The organism is Pseudoalteromonas sp. GB43, assembly GCF_054923805.1.
Map to the genome: position 1 here is coordinate 2,778,499 of NZ_JBPCHJ010000001.1, position 22,498 is coordinate 2,800,996.

The window sequence follows — 22,498 nt, forward strand, 5'->3', positions numbered from 1 at the left end:
AAATAAATTTTTATGTGGTATACGTATATGTACCATATTTGCTTTAACACTATTAGTCATTTTAATACGTTATACCAATCTTATTAGTTTTATCGTCACATAAACAGTTTATTGTTAGCTGTTTTAAATTGTGAGTTTAATTTAGATAACCGTTGATTCTTAAGCAATTATTGAGGTTGTCGTGTAATAAGATTGGTATGACTCAATTTATTTGCGTGCTATTTTATAAAAAAATCATTTTAAACTGAACTTTTATATTCATGGTGGAGTCAGAGTTTGTGTAAACAATGGCGAGTATATGAATAGCAAGCAAGAATCAAACAGAGGAGTACCGGCTCGAATGAGCGAGCAGGATTTGGATTTAGCGCTAGTTAAAAGGGTCCAGCAAGGAGATAAAAACGCCTTCAACCTATTAGTTAGAAAATATCAGAATAAAATTGCAGGTTTGATTTCACGTTATGTATCGAACCAAGGTGATGTTGCTGATGTCGCACAGGAAGCTTTTATTAAAGCCTACCGTGCTTTACCTAACTTTAGAGGTGATAGCGCCTTTTATACTTGGTTGTACCGTATCGCCGTAAATTGTGCTAAAAATTACTTAGTTGCGCAGGGCCGCAAACCCCCAGCTAACGATGTTGATGCCGAAGAAGCAGAATTTTATGACAGTGCAGATGCAATGCGTTCAAACGCATCGCCAGAAAACCTGTTATTAAGTGACGAAGTACGTGCTGTAATTTTTAATACGATTGATAGTTTGCCTGAAGATCTAAAAACCGCGATTACCCTTCGTGAAATTGAAGGTATGAGCTATGAAGAAATAGCCGTGGTTATGGATTGCCCTGTGGGAACGGTGCGTTCACGTATTTTCCGTGCCCGTGAGGCGATTGATAATAAATTGAATCCATTAATAGGTGAGTCTTAGTATGACAAAAGCAGACGTTAACAAGTTGGATAATGAGCAGTTGTCCGCGTTACTTGACGGCGAGCAGCAGTTAACTGATCAAGCGATCACAAACGACGATGTGTCTACATTTGGTCGTTACGCATTGATTGGTGATGTAATGCGTGCTGAGGCAAATAACAACGCTTTTAATTTTGACATTGCAGATGCAGTGGCTGAATCACTAGAGCAAGAACCTGTTTACGCAGATTTCGCGAATAAAACAACGGCACCAAAAAGCGAAGAAATCGTGGCGGCAACAGGCACTGATAACGTAGTAGCATTTAATTGGCGTCGTCCATTTGCCCAAGTGGCCATTGCTGCTAGTGTTGCCATGTTTGCTATTGTGGGCGTACAAACTTTGCCACAAAACAGTGAAGTGCCACAAAATGACATCCCAACATTACAAACTGTACCATTAACCGGTATGGCTTCTCCTGTTAGTTACTCATCTGAGCAACCTGCATTAGAAAATGCAGAGCAAGGTTTACGTGAGTTACAACAACAGCGTATTGGTGCATTAGTGCTTGAGCACCAACGTCAAGCACGTGTTGCATATTCGCTAGAAAAATCGCAAACTGCAGAAAATGCAGACGAGGAAAAAAACTAATTAAATGAAAGTTTTTACTTTTATTTTGTCGCTGGTATTAACGGCTCCAGCCATTGCCAGCGACGAAAATCCCGCCAAGACTTTATTAAATGATATGGCTATGGCCGTTCATACTCGCAACTTTGACGCATCATTTGTGGTTGTAAAAGGCCAAGCCATGGAACCCTATCGCTGGTTACATGCAAAACAAGGCGATATTGAGCTTGAGCATTTAAGTTTACTCAACGGCGCTGGCCTAGAAATGGTGCGCGTTGACGATCAAGTGACCTATTTTGAGCCTCATTCTGAGCCTTATTCAGTGAAAACAGACTCTATAGCCGGGCCAATTCCTGAAGTACTTTTTAAAGATATTAATCGACTAAGCGCTCACTATGATTTTGTGCTTGGCGGAAAAGGCCGTATTGCAGGGCGCTCAGCACAGTTAGTGCGTATAGAATCAAAAGATGAATACAAATATAACTATTGGATTTGGCTAGATACTGAGTCATCGTTGTTACTTAAATCTGCCTATGTGAATCACAAAGGTGAAATGCTTGAGCAGTTACAGTTAACTCATATCAGCGTAACAGAGCAGCCGGCACCTATGTTAGTTGAAATGCAAAACCGTGACTTTCCTGCGGTGTTGGCGACTAACGATTTAGCCAGCGATGGTGACGGCGCAGCGAATGATTGGAAAATTGGTTGGCTCCCTGATGGCTTTAAGTTATTAAAGTCAGATCGCCATAAACTTGATTTAAATAATGAACTTGCTGACTATTATTTATATTCAGATGGGTTTGTTGAAGTGTCTGTTTTTATTCAAAGACCGTTACCTGGAAAGCGTGCAAGCGGCGCTTTAACCTCAGGTGCAACGACTGTGTATGTGCACAATGGTGGTAGCTTTGATGTATCGGTTGTTGGTAATATCCCAGCTATGACAGCCAAAGCTATAGCTGAGTCGGTAGCGCGACCTCTTTAAATCATGATTGAACAAACACTCACTGTCGTGTCAGTTAAAGGCACGACAGCGAATTTAGAAGCAGAACAAAAGCAAGCCTGTGCCGGCTGTAATGGTCGTTGTGGTTCGCAAGTTTTTGCAAAGCTGTTTGGAACAGCTAAAAAAACCTTTCCTTATACCTTCGAAAAAGAGCTCCAAGTAGGGCAAAAAGTAACTTTAGCACTCGATGATAGCCATTTAGTTAAACACGCTATGGCTGTTTACATGCTACCCCTTTTGTTTAGTTTAGGGTTTGCTTTAATCGCATTTTCGGCTTTTTCGCTTGCCGAAGGCTGGCAAATTTTAGCCGCCGTGATTGGTGGTTTGACGGGCTATGCGATAGCAAAATCAAGGGTTAAGAGCCTGAAGCATGATATTAAAGTAATAAAAATTCACCCAATTACTATTCCTTTCACTCAAATAGATGGTGATTAAAGCCAATTAAATGTAAAATTGTCGCTTTATACACTTAGTCCATTTTATATAGAAGTTTAGAATCCAGTTTATGAAGCATATCCGTAATTTTTCGATCATCGCCCATATTGACCATGGTAAATCGACTCTCTCTGACCGTCTTATCCAAGTTTGTGGTGGTTTAACAGACCGTGAAATGCAGCAGCAGGTGTTAGACTCAATGGACATAGAGCGTGAGCGTGGTATTACCATCAAAGCGCAAAGTGTAACGCTAAATTATAAAGCTAAAGACGGCGAAACATACCAGTTAAACTTTATCGACACGCCAGGACACGTTGACTTCACATACGAAGTATCACGTTCACTTGCAGCCTGTGAAGGTGCACTTTTAGTTGTTGATGCGGGTCAAGGTGTAGAAGCTCAAACTTTAGCTAACTGCTACACAGCAATCGAAATGGACTTAGAAGTTATTCCAGTTCTAAATAAAATCGACTTACCACAAGCCGATCCACTTCGTGTAGCAGAAGAAATTGAAGACATCATTGGTATCGATGCCCTAGATGCAGTGCAATGTAGTGCTAAAACGGGTATTGGTATTGAAGAAGTACTCGAAATTATTGTTAAAGATATTCCGCCGCCAGAAGGTGACAAAGACAAGCCACTACAAGCGCTTATTATTGATTCATGGTTTGACCCATACCAAGGCGTTGTATCACTAGTACGTATCAAACATGGTGAATTACGCTCGGGCGATAAAATTAAGATCATGTCGAATGATCAAGTTCATATCGCAGATAAAGTGGGTATTTTCACACCAAAACAAACTAACACGGGTATCTTAAAAACCGGTGAGGTAGGCTTTGTTATTGCGGGTATTAAAGAAATCCATGGTGCACCTGTAGGTGATACCATCACTTTACAACGTAATTCTGCGCCTGAGCGTTTACCGGGCTTCCAACGCATTAAACCGCAGGTTTATGCAGGTATGTTCCCAATTTCATCAGATGACTATGAGTCATTCCGTGATGCGCTTGATAAATTAAGCTTGAACGATGCGTCGTTATTCTTCGAGCCAGAAAACTCAACAGCACTAGGCTTTGGTTTCCGTTGTGGCTTCTTAGGTATGCTACACATGGAAATCATTCAAGAGCGTCTTGAGCGTGAATACGACATTGATTCTTATTACCACTGCGCCAACAGTAATTTACGAAGTAGAGACTAAAGACGGAACTAAACAGATAGATAACCCGTCTGACTTACCGCCAGTAAATAATATTCTTGAAATCCGTGAGCCAATTGTTGAAGCTAACATATTAGTTCCGCAAGAGTTTTTAGGTAACGTAATTACGCTTTGTGTTGAAAAGCGTGGTATGCAAACTAAAATGAGCTACCATGGTAAGCAAGTTGCGGTGACGTACGAATTACCGATGGCTGAAGTAGTCATGGACTTCTTTGATAAGTTAAAATCAACAAGCCGTGGTTTTGCATCGCTTGATTATAACTTCAAGCATTTCCAAGCTTCAGACATGGTACGTGTTGACGTATTAATTAATGGTGAGCGTGTTGATGCGTTAGCGATTATTGTTCACCGTGATATTGCACAATCACGTGGTCGTCAGTTAGCTGAAGCACTGAAAGACTTAATTCCACGTCAGCAGTTTGATATTGCGATTCAAGCAGCGATTGGTCAGCATGTTATTGCCCGTACAACAGTTAAGCAATTACGTAAAAACGTAATCGCAAAATGTTACGGTGGTGACGTGAGCCGTAAGAAGAAACTGCTACAAAAACAAAAAGAGGGTAAAAAGCGAATGAAGCAACTAGGTAACGTTGAAGTACCTCAAGATGCATTCTTAGCTATCCTTAAAGTTGGTAAATAATTAGAAGTAAATAAAGGAATTAATGCATGGCGGGTTACTTTTCTATTTTCTTAGTGTTGTTAACGCTAGGCTCAGGATTAATTTGGTTAATTGACCACTTTATGTATGCGCCAAAGCGTCAGCAACGCATTGCCCTTGCTCAAAATGCAGCAGGTGGTGAACTAGACGAAGAAACTGCCGCATTAATTGCGCCTGAGCCAAGTATCACTGAAACGGCTAAGTCAATTTTTCCGATGATTGCAGCGATCACGATTTTTCGCTCTTTCATTTTTGAACCGTTTCAAATTCCATCTGGCTCAATGATGCCAACCCTATTAGTGGGTGACTTCATTTTGGTACAGAAGTACTCATATGGCATCAAAGACCCAATTTGGCGCAGCCAGTTAGTTGATGTTGATGAACCTGAACGTGGTGATATTGTGGTATTTAAATACCCATTAGACGAGCGTGTAGATTACATTAAACGTACGATTGGTTTACCGGGCGATAAAATTGTTTATCGCAATAAGCACCTTTATATTCAGCCAAAATGTGCCGAAGGTGAAACGCAGCAAGGTGATTTGCTGTGTAATGAATACAACAAAATTGATATGGAAATCCTCAATAGTGACGAGTTCAAGCAGGGTTCGATGAATTTAGTGCGCTTAGAAGAAAACCTAAGCACATTGAATCATAATATTTTAATTAACCCGCAAGCTCCTGAAATGAAAGGCCGTTATTATCAACAACCAGGTACACGCTCTGATGAGTGGGTTGTTCCTGCCGATCATTATTTCATGATGGGTGATAACCGTGATAATAGCCAAGACAGTCGCTTTTGGGGCTTTGTACCTAAAGAAAACTTGGTAGGTAAAGCCGTCTTTATATGGATGAGTTTTGAATTTGAGAATGACCAGATGACTTTTTACCAGGCTGGGTTCCAACTGGTGTTCGTTTTGAACGCCTAGGTAATATTCAGTAACGATGAAAAAAAACGTAACAGAGTTATACAACAAAATAGGTTATACATTTACTGATCAAGCTTTGCTTGAGCAGGCAATGACGCACCGCAGTCACAAAGGTCAACATAACGAGCGCTTAGAGTTTTTGGGCGATTCGATTTTGAGCTTTGTGATTGCGAATGCGCTTTACACTAAATTTCCAAAAGCACGCGAAGGTGATTTAAGCCGCATGCGTTCGACCCTAGTTCGTGGTCAAACGTTGGCTGAATTTGGCCTTGAGTTTGGCTTAGGCGATTATCTACGCTTAGGTCCAGGTGAGCTTAAAAGCGGTGGTTTTCGCCGTGAATCAACCCTTGCTGATGCCGTTGAGGCGATTATTGGTGCGGTGTTCTTAGACTCAAACATTGAGCAATGTGGTGAGTTAATTTTAAGCTGGTACGAGTCGCGTCTTGATGCAATTTCGCCGGGCTTAAATCAAAAAGATCCAAAAACATTACTTCAAGAATACTTACAAGCGCGCAAATTATCGTTACCTGGCTACACTGTAATTGATACAAAAGGCCAAGCGCACAATCAAACATTCACGGTTGAATGTATTGTTGAAGGGATGGATAGCATTATCTCAGTTGGTAGCTCGCGTCGTAAAGCTGAGCAAAAAGCCGCTGAAAAAGCCTTAAAGATACTTAAAAATGAATCTTGATGATTTAATTAGCAAAGAACCTGCAGAGCTAGACACGCACTGCGGTATGGTTGCCATTGTTGGCCGCCCAAATGTAGGTAAATCAACCTTACTTAACTATATTGTTGAGCAAAAGGTGTCTATTACCTCGCGTAAGCCACAAACCACACGTCACCGTATCATGGGTATTCATACCGAAGGTAAATACCAAGCTGTTTATGTGGATACACCAGGCTTACACGTCGAAGAAAAACGCGCTATTAACCGTTTAATGAACCGTGCTGCATCAAGCTCAATTGGCGATGTCGAACTGATCATCTTTGTGGTTGAAGGCACACACTGGAACGAAGACGATGAGATGGTACTAAATAAAGTACGTCAAAGTGGTCGCCCAGTGTTATTAGTTATGAATAAAATTGACCAAGTTAAAGACCGTGATTTAGTGCTTCCGCACATGCAGTTTTTAGGTGGTAAATTTGATTTTGTGGCTATTATGCCAGTCTCTGCGAAGCAGGGTAAAAATATTGATTTAATCAAAGATGAAGTGAAAAAGCGTTTACCGCTTTGTGAGTTTTACTTCCCTGAAGACTACGTAACAGACCGTTCAATGCGCTTTATGGCGGCTGAAGTGATCCGTGAAAAGCTGATGCGCTTTATGGGTGATGAGTTACCATATTCAGTCACCGTAGAGATCGAGCAGTTTAAATGGCAAGAAAACGGTGTCTGGCAAATTAATGGTTTGATCCTCGTTGAGCGTGAAACGCAAAAGCGTATGGTGATCGGCAATAAAGGCGAAAAGCTGAAAGTTATTGGCCGTGAAGCTCGTAAAGACCTTGAAGATATGCTTGATAACAAAGTGTTTTTAGAACTTTGGGTAAAAGTGAAGTCTGGCTGGGCCGACGATGAGCGTGCGCTACGTAGCCTTGGCTATGGTGAAGACTAAGTAAAGTCTTACACGCCATGGATAGCGAATTCTACACAGCATACTTGCTGCACCGACGTCCATTTAGCGACTCGCAAGTCATGCTCGATATGCTGGTAGAAGGCGTTGGTCAGCTGAGAATGCTGGCCCGTGTTAGTGGTCGCCAGGCCACTAAACATAAAGCACAATTACAACCTTTCCAATCTCTGCTCGTACAATATAACGGCAAGTCTGATTTAAAATACATTAATCGTTTTGAACCCCATGGCCGGCAAACTATGTTGCAGGGTACCGAGCTTTATTGCGGCTTCTATATGAACGAATTAACCAATCGTATCGTACCTATCAATGAGCCGATGGAAAGTGTTTATCATCTTTATAAACAGCATCTAGGTGAATTATCAACCACTAAAAACCTGCAAGCGGTGCTTCGCTCTTATGAGTTTCAGTTACTTGAAATGCTTGGTTATGGCGTTGATTTTAGTGTTGATGCCGAAGGTGATGAAATTATCGATGCAGCAAATTACCAGTACTTTGCTGAATACGGTTTTTTACTGCATAACGACCCCCATAGTGGTTTTTCAGGAAAGCAATTAAATGCCATAGCAGCTCATGACTTTAGCGCCCCTGATGTGTTATATATGGCAAAGCAATTAAGTCGATACTTACTCAAGCCTTTACTTGGTAAAAAGCCATTAAAAAGCCGTGAGTTATTTATTAAGTAGGCTGATGTTCAGCCTTGAATCGTTGTTTTAAACAGGTAAAAAAATGAAAGATATTCTTCTTGGTGTAAACGTTGATCACATTGCCACTTTACGTCAAGCGCGTGGCACGAGTTACCCAGATCCTGCGCATGCTGCAGCTGTTGCAGAGCATGCTGGTGCAGATGGTATCACCATTCATTTGCGTGAAGACCGTCGTCATATTCAAGACCGCGACGTATATGTGATGGCAAAAACGATTCAAACACGTATGAATCTTGAAATTGCAGTGACCGATGAAATGATCGACATCGCCCTTGAAGTGAAACCTGCTTATGTTTGTTTAGTGCCTGAAAAGCGTGAAGAGCTTACTACCGAGGGTGGTCTTGATGTTTCGGGTAATTTTGAAAAAGTAAAAGCAGCAACAGAAAAGCTAACTGCAGCAGGAATTAAGGTCTCGTTATTCATAGATGCCGACAACGCACAACTTGACGCTGCAAATGCGTGTAATGCTCCATACGTTGAAATTCACACCGGTGCTTATGCTGATGCTGAAAATGACGAAGAGCTTCACACTGAGCTTGAGCGTATTCGTAGCGGCGTACAATATGCTGATAGCTTAGGTTTAATCGTTAATGCCGGTCATGGCATTCATTATCACAATGTAAAACCTATTGCGGCAATGCCAGAAATTTATGAGTTAAACATTGGTCATGCGATTATTGCCCGTGCAGCGATTGATGGTTTAGAAAAAGCAGTCAGCGATATGAAACGTTTAATGATTGAAGCAAGACTTTAAGCTGACGCCTTTAATAAGAGCCAGCAAATTTGAATACTGAGCGCGGTGGATGTGATATCCACCGCGTTTTTTATTTACTTAGATAAACAATAAATTGTGCAAGCAATGAAGATAGCCAAGGGGAAAGGCAGAGTAGGACCACTAAATATTGATGCTTTTTCTTAAAGCTTTTCAAAACATCATCATCTTCGGCCGACAATTCACCTTTCTTGATTGAATGAATAACCATTGAGTCAGGTTTTACTTTCATTAAGCGGGCTTTATTCTCGTATGCTTGCCACTGTTCAGTGTAATTAGTTTTTACGTATTCGTTTGCTATCACACACAGCTTTTTAGAACTGAGTATGAACCAAAAGAACGATAATGATGTAAAAAACAAAAATAAAATAAAAAACATTAATCTTCCTTGATATCCTTCATAACTTTTAACGTTGCTGCTCAAGCATTCCAGCATCGCTCAACAAATTATTTAGCTCATCAACAAGCTCAAACAATTCAGGCTCAATGTAATTTAAATCGCAATCGCTTTTTAATGCTGTTTCGAGGGTCTCTGCGAGGGATTTAAGTTTGGGTACGCCGGTGTAACAACATGCGCCATGGAACTTGTGGACTATGCTAAGTACATGTTCACAGTCTTCTTTTTCTATAGCTTCATTGAGTAGGCGTAAGGTCTCAGGCACGCTGAGTAATAGCATGTTGAGCATTTCTAGTGCTAGCTCTTCTTTACCGCCAGCACGTTGTAGTGCTAACTGCCAATCTAAGCGGGCACTTTCAAATGGAGGCTCTGAATTAATTGCCGGAACTTTGTTGCGTTCGCGGTTAATCGGTGATTGTGGACTATGATCGCTAATTATCTGCTTTAGCATATCTTCATCAATAGGTTTGGTTAAATAGCCTTTAAAACCATCCTTAAGTAGCTGTTCTTTTTCACCCGCTAGGGCGTGAGCGGTTACAGCAATGATAGGAGTATCTTCATTAAGAGATGACTCGCGAATAAGTTTACATGCGGTAATACCATCCATAATTGGCATTTGGATGTCCATGAAGATTAAGTCATATTTGTGGCTTTTACTTAAGCTGTAAGCTTGTGAACCGTTGTGTGCGGTATCTATCAGTTCTATTTGTTCATCAAGCAAGGTGCAAATAAGTTTAAGGTTGGCATCGTTATCGTCTACAACCAGTACTTTTAGCGGTAATAGTTTTTCATCGCCTTGTTCAATGTTATGTACAGGGTGATCAAGGCGATAAGGTGCAGCAAGCACTTCGCATAATTTACGGTGGTTAAGTGGTTTGCTTAAGCACGCATCTGCTCCGCTGCCAATAAAGGCTTCGCGCATATTATGCGAAACTGTATTGAGCATAAGGTAAAGATAGTCAGTGACAGGGCGAACGGCTTTTACATAACTCTTGAGCTGTTGCATATCATCAATTGCAGCTGTATGACCGATAATACAAATATCGTAACTGAAGTCTTTGTTAATCTCAGTTAAGAAACTTTCTTCATCTAAGCAGGCAGTTACTCGTGCTTGCCACTCATTGAGCAATGACAGAGTCGCTTGGTGTGTATGCTCGTGAGGTTCAAGGTAAAGAATACGTTTATTAATTAATGATTGAGTCGGTAAGTCACTGGTAATTGAGTTACTTGGCGTTCTGAATACGGCATTGAACGTAAAGCAGGTACCATTACCAGGTGCTGAGTTTAGGGTGATGCGGTCATTCATCGCTTCAACAATATGCTTAGTGATGATTAATCCAAGACCTGTGCCACCAAATTTACGGGTGATACTAGAGTCTGCCTGGCCAAATGGGGTAAATAACGCATCTTGTTTATCCATTGGGATACCTACACCGGTGTCGGTGACAGACACTAAAATAGAGGCGCGTTCTTCATCTAATAAGCGATAGCCAACATCAACTTTGATTGAGCCTTTTTCAGTAAACTTAATGGCATTACTTAACAGGTTGATTAAAATTTGTTTAAAGCGGGTCGGGTCGCCAGTTAAGTTGTCGGGTACTTGTGGGTGGATAAATATCGATAGTTCAAGTTGTTTTTCGTGAGCACTTGGTGCCAACAAGGTCATAACTTCATTAATATTGTCACGGAGCTGGAATTGCATTGACTCAAGCTCCATGGCTCCGGCTTCTAATTTCGAAAAGTCTAAAATATCGCTGATAATGGTAAGTAAACTATTTGCCGACAGTTCAATGGTATCAAGATAATCTTTTTGATGCTTATTCAGCGGAGTCTTATAAAGCTGGCGAGTAAAACCAATTACACCGTTTAAAGGTGTGCGTAACTCATGACTCATTTTAGCTAAAAAGTCTGATTTTACTCGGTTCGCATCTTGTGCATCTTTTTTAGCAATACTTAACTGAATATTTTGGGTTTCGTATTGTTCGAGTGTTTCGCGGTAATCAGAGGTTGCTTGGTCAATGTGCTTTTGCATCTCATCACGTTGCACGACCATGGTTTCTGCAATGGTATTTAAACCTGTGCGTAATAACTCAAACTCACCAAACATTTTTTGATCAAGTCCAGTGTCTACTTTACCTTCAATAAGCTTGTCGGTAGCTAGTACTAACTTATTAAGAGGCTGAATAAACATGCGAGTTAGTCTAAACGCTAATACGATAGCAAGTATGAGCGCGAGTAATATCACTACGCCACTGACCAATAATGCTCGTTGCTGGCCAATAATGGCTTGTTGTTTGTTAAGCATGATCACCACAGTACCAAGTGATGCTTGATAGCTGTGATGATTCCAAATCGTGTCTTGGCGGCTATGATTAATTATGGCAGTGGAGAATGTTAAATAGTGCTCAGAATTTTGTACTTGGATGCCATCCATGTTGTTTGCATTGCTGCTAACAATTTCTTTGAACTCACTTTGGTATTTACTAAAAATCACTAACTCATTGTTTTCATCAAAAATAGCAATTGATTGGATAGCAGGGGAGTGTTTGTTGTGCGTATGACTAACTAAGCGAGTTAATAAGGCTTTATCACGCTTTAATAGCGGTTGCTCAACAGCAATGGCGAGGGGCTCAATAATAGTCACGCCCTGTTGATACAAAATTTCATCGAGCTCAATGTAACGATTTATTGTAAAATAACCGCCCAGCAACAAGCCTATGATCACAGTCGGTATAAGTGTAAGGGTTAAGACTGAGTCACGTAAGCCAAATTTAGTCATAAAGAATGTTGTTATCATTATTATCGTTGTTTAAGAGTATATACTTACTCCCGCTTTATCAATAATTAAGGTGTTGCCCAATGGCACAGATTTTCAAAGCCAAAAAGAAATCCGTTTCGCAAAAAATGCTAACCCTGAATGTCACTGCTATGGATCACCAAGGGCGGGGCGTTGCTAAGCAGGGGAATAAAGTCTGTTTTGTTAATGGTGCTTTGCCGGGTGAAGAAGTAAAAGCGTTATTGATTGGAGATAAGGCACGTTTTGCCAGTGCTGATTGTAAAAAAGTGCTATCAGCCTCAACGCATAGGGTTACTCCTTTTTGCCAGCATTATCAGGTTTGTGGTGGTTGTCAGCTACAGCACCTTGATGCAGAGCAGCAATTGGTTGAGAAGCAAGCTGCGGTTAGCCAGCTGTTTAGCAAGTTTGCCAAAGCTGATGACTTAAATTGGCAAGCACCTCTGCTTAGTGAAGAGCACCATTATCGTCGCTCTGCGCGCATTGCCGTAATGCACGACAAAGCCGCAAAGAAAATGCGAGTAGGGTATCGGGCTCAAGGTTCTAAACAATTAGTGAGCATAGAAAACTGTGATGTGCTGAGCGGCACTTTTAAAGACGTTTTTTCAGTTTTTGATGTTCTTATCAACAGCCATTCAGGTCTGAGTAGCATTAGTCACTTACAATTATGTGAAGCTGATAACGCGGCCTTTGTGGTTATTAGGCATACCAAAGCCATTAACGCAGAGTTAAAAGCTATTGTAGTCGCAGCGTGTGATGAATATAGCTGGCGTGTTGTGTGGCAGTCACACAGTGGCGAAATTGATCACAGTGACCATCCAATGCCGTACTACCAGATACCGGCTTATGATTTACGCTTTGAGTTTGGCCTTGAAAACTTTATTCAAGTTAACCCGCAAGTAAACCAAGCTATGCTGCATCAAGCAAAACAGTGGCTTGATTTACAAGGTCATGAGCAGGTATTGGATTTGTTTTGTGGCATTGGTAACTTTTCATTATTGATTGCAAAGTATGCTAAATATGTTATTGGTGTTGAAGGGGTCGATTCTGCGGTTGCATTAGCAAAACAAAATGCGCAAACTAACTCATTGTCGAATACCGATTTTTATTGTTTTGATTTAACAAAATCACTGCAATCAGCTGCTTGGTTTAGTGCCGAACTTGACGTGTTAGTACTTGATCCATCACGTACTGGTGCAATGGCTATTTTAGAGCAGTTACCACTTACTCAGTTTAAAACGATTTTATACGTCTCTTGTGATCCTGTTACTTTAGCCCGTGACAGTGCAATTATTTTACAAGCAGGCTTTAGCATTGAAAAAATTGGGCTTATGAATATGTTCCCGCATACCGGGCATATTGAAACGATGGCGTTATTTCACAGGAGGTAAAGCGCACATGGTAGCTACTAGACAGTCACATCAGCTAACTAAGCCGAGTGATTTTGCCAGCCGTATCGAGCTGTTAGCGCTAACAGAAGACAAACATACCTTATTAGAGCAGGCTCACCAACTGTGCCTGCATTGCGATGATGCAAAACGTGAAAACACAGCCATTGAAATGGTGGAAATTTTAGCTGAGCTAAATTTAGACGCAGATTCCCTTGCTACTGCTTTTTTAACGCCTTATTTTTTAGCTGAAAAAATCTCGATAGAGACAGTCACTGAAAAGCTGGGTAACCACGTTGCATTATTACTAACAGGCGTAAGCCAAATGGCGACCATCAGTACCTTAGCCCACCAAGGGAAAGGCACTGTACAAATTGATAATATCCGCCGCATGTTATTAGCCATGGTTGAAGATGTGCGGGCTGTAGTGATTAAACTGGCAGAGCAAGTGTGCCACTTGCGTGATGTTAAAGACGCCAGTGAAGAAGAGCGCGTTATTGCCGCTAAAGAAACTCGCGACATTTTTGCCCCCCTTGCTAACCGTTTAGGGATTGGCCAGCTTAAGTGGGAACTTGAAGACCTGTCGTTCCGTTATCTGCATCCAGATACCTATAAAAATATCGCTAAACAGCTAGATGATAAGCGCCTTGCCCGTGAAGCTTACATGGAGAACATGGTTGCTTTAGTTAAAGCACGCTTGGCTGAGGCGGGTATTGAAGGTGAGGTGTATGGTCGCCCTAAGCATATCTACAGCATCTACAAAAAAATGGCACAGAAGAACTATGAGTTCGACCAGCTTTTTGACATTCGCGCTATGCGCATAGTGGTAGAGCGTCTGCAAGATTGTTACGCGGCGTTAGGTATCGTTCATACTAACTGGCGCCATTTAAATAAAGAATTTGATGATTACATCGCAACACCTAAACAAAACGGTTATCAGTCAATCCATACCGTGGTATTTGGCCCTGAAGGTAAAACCGTTGAAATTCAAATTCGTACGAGCGAAATGCATCAAGATGCTGAGTTAGGTGTCGCTGCGCATTGGATGTACAAAGAAGGTGCATTGCCAGGACGTGGGTCGGGCTACGAGCAAAAAATTAGTTGGTTACGTAAGTTACTGCAATGGCAAGAAGAAGTCGTTGATGGTAGTGATCTTGCGGAAGAGCTTAAAAACCAAGTAGTAGAAGACCGTGTTTATGTGTTTACGCCTAAGGGTGATATTTTCGATTTACCGCTGGGTGCAACACCACTTGATTTTGCTTATTACATTCACTCAAACGTAGGGCATCGCTGTATTGGTGCAAAAGTGTTCGGCAAAATCGTACCCTTTACTCATCAATTAAGTACCGGTGATCAGGTTGAAATTTTAACTCAAAAGCAGCCTAATCCAAGTCGTGATTGGTTAAACCCATCGCTTGGTTATATTAAGTCATCACGAGCTCGTTCTAAAATCCATCATTGGTTTAAGCAGCTTGATCGCGATAAAAACTTAAGTGCCGGTAAAGAGATTCTTGAAACTGAGCTGCAAAAGCTGGATTTATCGACCAAAGATCTAGCGCCAGCAATTGAGCGTTTTAACCTTAAAGGCCTTGACGACCTTATGGTTGCGGTAGGTGCTGGGGATGTTCGCTTAAACCAGTTATTAAACTTTATTAGTGACCGTGAGCATGACGAACCACAAATTAAGTTTAAAAAACCAAAAAGTGTCACTGGCGATAAGAACGGTATTGTTGTTGATGGGGTAGGTAGCTTAATGAGCCATGTTGCTAAATGCTGCCGACCCGTGCCGGGTGATGAAATCATCGGCTACATTACGCAAGGCCGAGGGATTGCAGTTCACCGAGAGGATTGTGATTCGTTTGAGAAACTTCGCCAGAAGCATCCTGAGCGGGTGATATCAGTAAGTTGGTCAGACGACATTAATGGCTCTTACTCATTAACGATTAAAGTTGAAGCCACTGACCGCTCAGGTCTTATTCGAGATATCAGCTCAGTGCTTGCAAACGAAAAAGTGAATGTGCTGAACATGAACGTCAACACAATTGAAGATAAGCAACTTGCGCTGTTTTCAATGCAGGTTGAAGTACATGACTTATCAAGCACCAACCGCTTATTGTCTAAGTTACACCAAATCGAAGGTGTACATGATGCAAAGCGTGGTCACTCGTAATGGATGATAAACAGGCAATTGAGCAGTCGCTTGCAATTATGGCTAAACTACGGGACCCAGAATCTGGGTGCCCGTGGGATTTAAAACAAGACTTTAAATCGATTGTACCGCATACCCTTGAAGAAGCTTACGAAGTAGCAGACTGCATTGAAAAAGGTGAACTCACTGAGCTTAAAAGTGAGCTTGGCGATTTACTTTTTCAAGTTATTTTTTATGCTCAACTTGCTAAAGAGCAGGGCTTATTTGATTTTGCCGATGTGGCTAATACGCTTAATGATAAATTAGTTCGTCGTCATCCCCATGTCTTTGCAAAGCAAAGTGAGCTGTCGGACGCTGAGCTTTCAGCGCAGTGGCAAGCTATTAAAGCACAAGAGCGAGCAGAAAAAACCGCCTCTCCACAAATGAGTTTATGGCAAGATGTTCCTGATGCGATGCCGGGCTTATCAAAAGCGAAGAAGATTCAACAGCGCGTAGCAAGCCTAGGGTTTGATTGGCCAAGTTATCATGGGGCACTCGATAAAGTTGCTGAAGAAGTAGACGAAGTTAAAGAAGCATTGGCTCATGATCCATACTCAGAGCACAGTGCAGAAGAGCTTGGCGATTTACTGTTTGCAACGGTAAATGTAGCCCGTCATATTAAACGTGACCCTGAGCAATTATTACGAAGTGCCAATGCTAAGTTCGCGTCACGCTTTGAAAAAGTGGCTGCTTACTTAGGTGAACGTGGTCAAAGTTTAGAGACGGCTAGCCTCGAAGAAATGGACAACGCATGGGAAGCCATTAAAAAGCAGGCAAACTAAGTAAGTTATGATACGGCTTGGGTACAGCGTAACCAAGCTCGTTTTTTGTGCACTTATTTGCTAATTTTATCTGGATTGATAGCAGTCCCTTTGCTACAATATCGCCCCGTCTTGATTCTATATTATTCCTTTTAATTCCTGATATTCTAGGGTTCGCATGAGTACAAAATTTATCTTCGTAACTGGCGGGGTTGTTTCTTCGTTGGGTAAGGGTATTGCAGCAGCGTCATTAGCCGCTATTTTAGAAGCACGTGGTCTTAACGTGACTATTTTAAAGCTGGATCCTTACATTAACGTTGACCCAGGCACTATGAGCCCAATTCAGCACGGTGAAGTATTTGTAACTGAAGACGGTGCAGAGACTGACCTTGACTTAGGTCACTATGAGCGTTTCATCCGTACCAAGATGACTAGCCGCAACAACTTCACACAAGGTCGTGTTTATGAAGATGTATTACGACGTGAGCGTCGTGGTGAGTACCTTGGTGCAACAATTCAGGTTATTCCACACATCACAAACGACATTAAGCAACGTGTATACGACGGTGCTGAAGGTCGCGATGTAGCAATCGTTGAAATTGGCGGTACAGTTGGTGACATCGAGTCACAACCATTCTTAGAAGCAATTCGTCAGCTTGGTACTGAAATTGGCCGTGAGCGCGCATTGTTTATCCACCTAACGCTAGTGCCATTCTTAGGCCCAGCAGGTGAAGTTAAAACTAAGCCAACACAACATTCAGTAAAAGAATTACGTTCGATTGGTATTCAACCTGATATCTTGATCTGTCGTTCTGATCGTAAATTACCAAATAACGAGCGTGCGAAGATTGCACTTTTCACTAACGTTGAAGAGAAAGCCGTTATTTCATTACCAGACGTAGAAAGCATCTATAAGATTCCTGCGTTACTTAAGTCACAAGAATTAGATAACTTCGTATGTCGTCGTTTCTACCTTGAGTGCCCAGAAGCAGATTTATCTGAGTGGGAACAAGTGTTATATCAAGAGTCTAACCCGACAGGTGAAGTGACAATTGGTATGGTTGGTAAGTACATAGAACTACCAGATGCATATAAATCAGTAAACGAAGCATTAAAGCATGCGGGTCTGAAAAACCGTTTAACTGTGAACATCGAATATGTTGATTCACAAGACTTAGAAAGCAAAGGTACTGAGTTATTATCTCACCTTGATGCTATCTTAGTACCAGGTGGCTTCGGCGGCCGTGGTGTTGAAGGTAAGATCTTAGCGGCTAAATATGCACGTGAAAACAAAGTTCCTTACTTAGGCATTTGTTTAGGTATGCAAGTAGCGCTTATTGAATATGCGCGTAACGTTGCAGGCCTTGAAGATGCAAACTCAACTGAGTTTAACGCAAACTCTGCGCACCCAGTTGTTGGTTTAATCACAGAGTGGCAAGATGCTGACGGTAACGTTGAAATCCGTGATGAGCAATCTGACCTTGGTGGCACTATGCGTTTAGGTGCACAGAAGTGTCACTTAACACCAGGTTCAAAAGTAAGCGAAGTATACGGAAGTGACGAAATAGTTGAACGTCACCGTCACCGTTATGAAGTGAATAACCACTTTGTAGAGCAGCTTGAAAAAGCTGGCTTAAGTTTCACTGGTTTATCTGAAGATAAGAAACTAGTCGAAATCATCGAGAATAAAGATCACCCTTGGTTTATTGCCGCGCAATTCCATCCGGAATTTACGTCAACGCCACGTGATGGTCACCCGCTGTTTGAAGGGTTTGTTGCAGCTGCACATACTCACCAAAAAGCGTCATCGTAATTTAAATAGGCCGTGCTATATGCACGGCTTATTTGTTTTAAAAAGCCAGCAACAATAAAGCTGGCACTAACTCACCATTTTCGGGAAAAGAGGAATCAAGATGTCAGAAATCGTAAAAGTGATTGGTCGCGAAATCATGGACTCGCGTGGTAACCCAACTGTTGAAGCTGATGTACATTTAGCTGATGGTTCATGGGACGTGCTGCAGCACCTTCTGGTGCATCAACAGGTACTCGCGAAGCGCTTGAATTACGTGATGGTGATAAAGCACGTTACCTAGGTAAAGGTGTTTTAAAAGCAGTAGGCTATATCAATAACGAAATCGCTGAAGCGCTTAAAGGTCAAAACGCAGTTGATCAAAAAGCGGTTGACCAAGTAATGCTTGACTTAGATGGTACTGAAAACAAAGAAAAATTAGGTGCAAATGCTATCTTAGCTGTGTCTTTAGCAACAGCTAAAGCGGCTGCTAACTCTAAAGGCGTAGAGCTTTATGAGCACATTGCAGACTTAAACGGCACACCAGGTGTTTACTCAATGCCATTACCTATGATGAACATCATCAATGGTGGTGAGCACGCTGATAACTCTGTTGATATTCAAGAGTTCATGATCCAGCCAGTTGGCGCTACAAACTTCCGTGAAGCGTTGCGCATGGGCGCTGAAGTTTTCCACAGCCTAGCAAAAGTACTTAAAGCTGAAGGTCACTCTACATCAGTAGGTGATGAAGGTGGTTTTGCTCCTAACCTTGAATCAAACGAAGCGGCACTTGCTGCAATCAAGGTCGCTGTTGCAAATGCAGGTTATGAGCTTGGTAAAGATATCACTCTAGCTCTAGACTGTGCGGCATCTGAGTTCTACGACAAAGAAGCAAATATCTACGACCTTGAAGGCGAAGGTAAAAAATTCACTTCTGAAGAATTCAACCACTTCCTTAAAGGCCTTACAGAGCAATACCCAATTGTTTCAATAGAAGACGGCTTAGATGAGTCGGATTGGGATGGTTTCGCACACCAAACACAACTAATTGGCGACAAAGTACAATTAGTAGGTGATGATCTTTTCGTAACTAACACAAAGATCTTAAAGCGTGGTATTGATAACGGTATTGCTAACTCAATCCTAATCAAGTTCAACCAAATCGGTTCATTAACTGAAACGCTTGCTGCTATCAAAATGGCTAAAGACGCTGGCTTCACAGCTGTTATCTCACACCGTTCAGGTGAAACTGAAGATGCGACAATTGCTGATTTAGCAGTAGGTACTGCAGCGGGTCAAATCAAAACGGGTTCATTAAGCCGTTCTGACCGTATTGCTAAGTACAACCAATTACTTCGAATTGAAGAAGTATTAGGTGAGAAAGCACCTTACAATGGTCTTAAAGAGGTTAAAGGTCAGTAATCTGGTTTTTAGCTCATCAAGACCTTAAAAACCTCCTTCGGGAGGTTTTTTTATAGCGTAAACTTTAAGTAGTAACAGCAAGCTTTTGTAATCAATATAAAAATGATAATGTTTTAAAGATTATTGTGTTTTGTTCTATTTAATCTGAGGGTAATGTGGCTGGCAAGTTAATTTTTGAATTATTAGAAGCGCGGTTCAATGGCAAAATAGTTGAAAATTCGGCCATAATTGATTACGCGGTTAAAAATAAAGACTTTGCGAGAGCTTGGTTTTACCATGCTATATCATCTTCTTTGCTACATGATGAATTGATTAACTGCATTCTAATTGCAAAGTATCATAATTTAAATGAACTTGAATTGTTGTTTGAGTATTGGCCTAAATTGCAGTTTCAAAAGTGTCAGCTATTGAAAGCCTCGCCTCATCTAGTTAGTAAAGTCCCTGAGATTAATGAGTTGCTAACTGAAGAGCTGACTCAACTAATTCAAATGTTGTTACCCCTTCCTGTATCGCAAAATCTTGGTGATTCTCGAGTTAACTTACTCGACAGTAAAATGAATGATGAAGCCCTACAAAAAGTGATTGGATTTGCCAAAGAAAAATTAACTGATGCCAAACTTTATTCGGAACAACAAAAGCATCAGAAAGTAGATTCAATTCGAAATAATGATCAACATATTGTTACTTTACCAGTCAATGATTTTTTCACGGCACTTATTCAAAGATATATGTGTATTAATAATATTTTTGATTTGAAGTATGCTGAACCAGCTATCATTTATCGATATAAAAAAGGACAGCAGTATAAATGGCACTATGACTTTATCACCCCGAGCAATAGTGCAGCCCAAAAAGAAATAGACTTTTTTGGGCAACGAAAAAAAACAATCATTTTAAACCTTAATGAGGGGTTTAAAGGTGGGGAGACTGCCTTTAAGTTTTGGGAATTAGAAGTATCAGCGAAAGCAGGTCAGTTAATTCAATTTAACAATATGCTTGATACTAAAGTTGATAAAAGTTCAGTACATTCTGGAAAACCAGTAATTGATGGTGAAAAATGGATTTGTACTCTATGGTTCAGAGAAAAACCATTCTGGTTAAGAGCTTCTATTTGGAATTCATAGCTGAAATTGTTGTTTTAGGATCTCGCCGGTAAAGCTGGTTTTTAGATAAAAGCCGCGAGGTAAGGTTTGTACTATCTGGCCATTCGGTCCAATTGCATCAGTCAGCGCTTTGCTATTGGCAGCTTTTGGCCTTATTTGCATTACATCACCTAAATGACCCGAAATTTCATCTACGCGACCAAGGGCAATTAGCTCCATTTGTTCTTCCCAATCACGCTGTAAAAGGGCATCTTGCTCTGCACTTGGCTGCCATAAAAAGCCACTGCCTATGGTACGGTGAAAAGGCAGTATCTCACGTTCGCCTAAAATCGGTAGCCATAAAACATGATTCAACTTTTTACGAACCGTGCTTTGCTGCCAAGTCATTCCTGTCACATTTAATAGCGGCGTTACCGAAACAAAGGTTGTTTCGAGAGGTTTGCCTTTAAATGAAATCGGCAAGGTTTTTAGCTCAATGCCTAACTCTTCAAAATCAGGTGTTGGTTTTGAACCCGCTGTTGCGCCAAGCACATATTCGATAAGTTGCCCGGTCCAGCCTTTTTCACGAAGTAAATCGTCAGGGGTTTTGAACTGATATTGCTCGGCTAGCTGCCCTAGGGTGAGGCCAGCAATAGCATCAACACGTTGCATTAATTCGTTTATAGAAGCGGGTTTTATAGGTCGCATAAGGCGTTTATTTGATTGTCTATTTATCCGGTTCATGATAGCAAATGCGCGCCTTAGTGGATATCTTTGTGTTTGGGTGTTTTTTGCGCACGTTAAGTGTGGGCTAAAAATAATCAGTTTTATTTTTCGGTGTCATAATCTAACTAATTGATATTTATCTATTTTGCTGTTTTTGTACAGTGTTTCTATTTCATTAATTAATCAGTTGTTTGTATAAATACAGATATATAAACATGTTTATCCACAGTTTCTGTGGAGAAAGTGGATATTTTAACTGTGTATTGTGGATTTGTTTGCAATTTAGGCATGATTTACAAAAGTTATGCACAAGCTGTGGGTAAGGTGATAAAAATACGGTTGTAAATAGTTATTTTAATCAAACAGCACATTTTTATGATAATTACTTCGTAACACCTTGATTAAACATGTTTGTTAAAAAATAATTTTTCAATCTAATTTAGGCTTAGGTGTAAAGTGTTTGCTGTATCGCAGGTTATGTGGAACAATCAATAAAAATCGACTTACAAATGAGGCACTAAGGTGATTGATGCCGAAGGTTTTCGTGCCAATGTCGGAATTGTAATTTGCAATAATCAGGGACAAGTATTTTGGGCTCGTCGCTATGGTCAACACTCTTGGCAATTTCCCCAAGGTGGTGTGGATGACGGCGAAACTGCTGAGCAAACCATGTACAGAGAATTACACGAAGAAGTGGGCTTGCTTCCTGAAGATGTTGAGATCGTCGCAAGTTCTAAACATTGGTTACGCTATAAATTACCCAAGCGTTTAATTCGCAGAGACTCAAGTCCTGTGTGCATTGGGCAAAAACAAAAATGGTTTTTACTGAAACTTCGTTGTAAAGATGAAGATGTAAATTTACTTAAAACTCATCACCCCGAGTTTGATGATTGGCGATGGGTGAGTTATTGGTATCCGGTTAGGCAAGTTGTTTCGTTTAAGCGCGATGTATATCGTCGAGTAATGAAAGAGTTTGCTCCGTTTGCAATGCCGTTTAATAAACGAGAGCAACACAAAGATCATTGGCGACATAAACGATAAGGGCAACCTTATTTAAATCAAAGGAGCAGC

At 41.0% G+C, this 22,498-nt stretch carries 17 protein-coding genes and 3 pseudogenes; 17 read left to right on the plus strand and 3 right to left on the minus strand.

Annotated features, from left to right (window positions below; translation table 11 throughout):
• Nucleotides 1-340: 340 nt before the first annotated feature.
• The 10 genes and pseudogenes from rpoE (at nt 341) to pdxJ (ending at nt 8,862) form a co-directional block, all read left to right on the plus strand.
• A complete protein-coding gene (rpoE, locus tag ACRWSG_RS13205; protein WP_036969086.1) occupies nt 341-922 on the plus strand; it encodes an RNA polymerase sigma factor RpoE in 582 nt (193 codons plus the stop codon).
• A 1-nt stretch (nt 923) separates the two neighbouring features.
• Entirely contained in the window at nt 924-1,550 is a 627-nt protein-coding gene (locus tag ACRWSG_RS13210) for a sigma-E factor negative regulatory protein (protein ID WP_054554332.1), read from the plus strand.
• A 4-nt stretch (nt 1,551-1,554) separates the two neighbouring features.
• On the plus strand, nt 1,555-2,508 hold the full coding sequence (locus ACRWSG_RS13215) for a MucB/RseB C-terminal domain-containing protein (protein WP_054554333.1): 954 nt from the start codon (nt 1,555-1,557) through the stop codon (nt 2,506-2,508).
• Between the two features lie 3 nt (nt 2,509-2,511).
• A complete protein-coding gene (locus ACRWSG_RS13220) occupies nt 2,512-2,961 on the plus strand; it encodes a SoxR reducing system RseC family protein (RefSeq protein ID WP_054554334.1) in 450 nt (149 codons plus the stop codon).
• Nucleotides 2,962-3,031: 70 nt separating this feature from the next.
• Nucleotides 3,032-4,820: pseudogene (lepA, locus tag ACRWSG_RS13225) on the plus strand (translation elongation factor 4).
• 26 nt (nt 4,821-4,846) lie between these two features.
• Nucleotides 4,847-5,781: pseudogene (gene lepB, locus ACRWSG_RS13230) on the plus strand (signal peptidase I).
• A 2-nt stretch (nt 5,782-5,783) separates the two neighbouring features.
• Complete coding sequence (gene rnc, locus ACRWSG_RS13235) at nt 5,784-6,461, plus strand: ribonuclease III (RefSeq protein WP_054554337.1); 678 nt, start codon at nt 5,784-5,786, stop codon at nt 6,459-6,461.
• Nucleotides 6,451-7,383: a GTPase Era gene (gene era, locus ACRWSG_RS13240; RefSeq protein ID WP_054554338.1), complete on the plus strand. Its 933-nt coding sequence runs from the start codon at nt 6,451-6,453 to the stop codon at nt 7,381-7,383. The genes rnc and era overlap by 11 nt, the downstream gene beginning before the upstream one ends.
• Before the next feature lie 17 nt (nt 7,384-7,400).
• Nucleotides 7,401-8,087 (plus strand): DNA repair protein RecO, encoded by a 687-nt coding sequence (gene recO, locus ACRWSG_RS13245; RefSeq protein WP_235377485.1) that lies wholly within the window; start codon nt 7,401-7,403, stop codon nt 8,085-8,087.
• 43 nt (nt 8,088-8,130) lie between these two features.
• A complete protein-coding gene (gene pdxJ / locus ACRWSG_RS13250; protein WP_462166495.1) occupies nt 8,131-8,862 on the plus strand; it encodes a pyridoxine 5'-phosphate synthase in 732 nt (243 codons plus the stop codon).
• A gap of 70 nt (nt 8,863-8,932) precedes the next feature.
• On the opposite strand, the gene ACRWSG_RS13255 is transcribed toward pdxJ, so the two are convergent.
• Both ACRWSG_RS13255 and barA read right to left on the minus strand, forming a co-directional pair.
• On the minus strand, nt 8,933-9,259 hold the full coding sequence (locus ACRWSG_RS13255; RefSeq protein ID WP_166341790.1) for a hypothetical protein: 327 nt from the start codon (nt 9,257-9,259) through the stop codon (nt 8,933-8,935).
• Between the two features lie 28 nt (nt 9,260-9,287).
• A complete protein-coding gene (gene barA, locus ACRWSG_RS13260) occupies nt 9,288-12,056 on the minus strand; it encodes a two-component sensor histidine kinase BarA (RefSeq protein ID WP_462166947.1) in 2,769 nt (922 codons plus the stop codon).
• Nucleotides 12,057-12,136: 80 nt separating this feature from the next.
• Between barA and rlmD the strand changes: the two genes are divergently transcribed.
• The 6 genes and pseudogenes from rlmD (at nt 12,137) to ACRWSG_RS13290 (ending at nt 20,743) form a co-directional block, all read left to right on the plus strand.
• On the plus strand, nt 12,137-13,462 hold the full coding sequence (gene rlmD, locus ACRWSG_RS13265; protein WP_462166496.1) for a 23S rRNA (uracil(1939)-C(5))-methyltransferase RlmD: 1,326 nt from the start codon (nt 12,137-12,139) through the stop codon (nt 13,460-13,462).
• A 7-nt stretch (nt 13,463-13,469) separates the two neighbouring features.
• The gene (gene relA / locus ACRWSG_RS13270; RefSeq protein ID WP_054554344.1) at nt 13,470-15,629 is read left to right on the plus strand and encodes a GTP diphosphokinase; all 2,160 of its coding nucleotides are present in this window, start codon (nt 13,470-13,472) and stop codon (nt 15,627-15,629) included.
• The gene (mazG, locus tag ACRWSG_RS13275; RefSeq protein WP_462166498.1) at nt 15,629-16,429 is read left to right on the plus strand and encodes a nucleoside triphosphate pyrophosphohydrolase; all 801 of its coding nucleotides are present in this window, start codon (nt 15,629-15,631) and stop codon (nt 16,427-16,429) included. The genes relA and mazG overlap by 1 nt, the downstream gene beginning before the upstream one ends.
• A 157-nt stretch (nt 16,430-16,586) precedes the next feature.
• Entirely contained in the window at nt 16,587-18,221 is a 1,635-nt protein-coding gene (locus ACRWSG_RS13280; RefSeq protein ID WP_054554346.1) for a CTP synthase, read from the plus strand.
• 100 nt (nt 18,222-18,321) lie between these two features.
• A pseudogene (gene eno / locus ACRWSG_RS13285) lies at nt 18,322-19,619 on the plus strand (phosphopyruvate hydratase).
• Nucleotides 19,620-19,774: 155 nt separating this feature from the next.
• Nucleotides 19,775-20,743, plus strand: a complete 969-nt coding sequence (locus ACRWSG_RS13290; protein ID WP_462166499.1) for a prolyl hydroxylase family protein — start codon at nt 19,775-19,777, stop codon at nt 20,741-20,743.
• Here the strand turns inward: ACRWSG_RS13290 and mutH are convergent.
• The gene (gene mutH / locus ACRWSG_RS13295) at nt 20,738-21,409 is read right to left on the minus strand and encodes a DNA mismatch repair endonuclease MutH (protein ID WP_054554349.1); all 672 of its coding nucleotides are present in this window, start codon (nt 21,407-21,409) and stop codon (nt 20,738-20,740) included. The genes ACRWSG_RS13290 and mutH overlap by 6 nt on opposite strands.
• A 540-nt stretch (nt 21,410-21,949) precedes the next feature.
• On the opposite strand from mutH, the gene rppH reads away from it, so the two are divergent.
• Nucleotides 21,950-22,468 (plus strand): RNA pyrophosphohydrolase, encoded by a 519-nt coding sequence (rppH, locus tag ACRWSG_RS13300; protein ID WP_054554350.1) that lies wholly within the window; start codon nt 21,950-21,952, stop codon nt 22,466-22,468.
• Nucleotides 22,469-22,498: the final 30 nt, after the last annotated feature.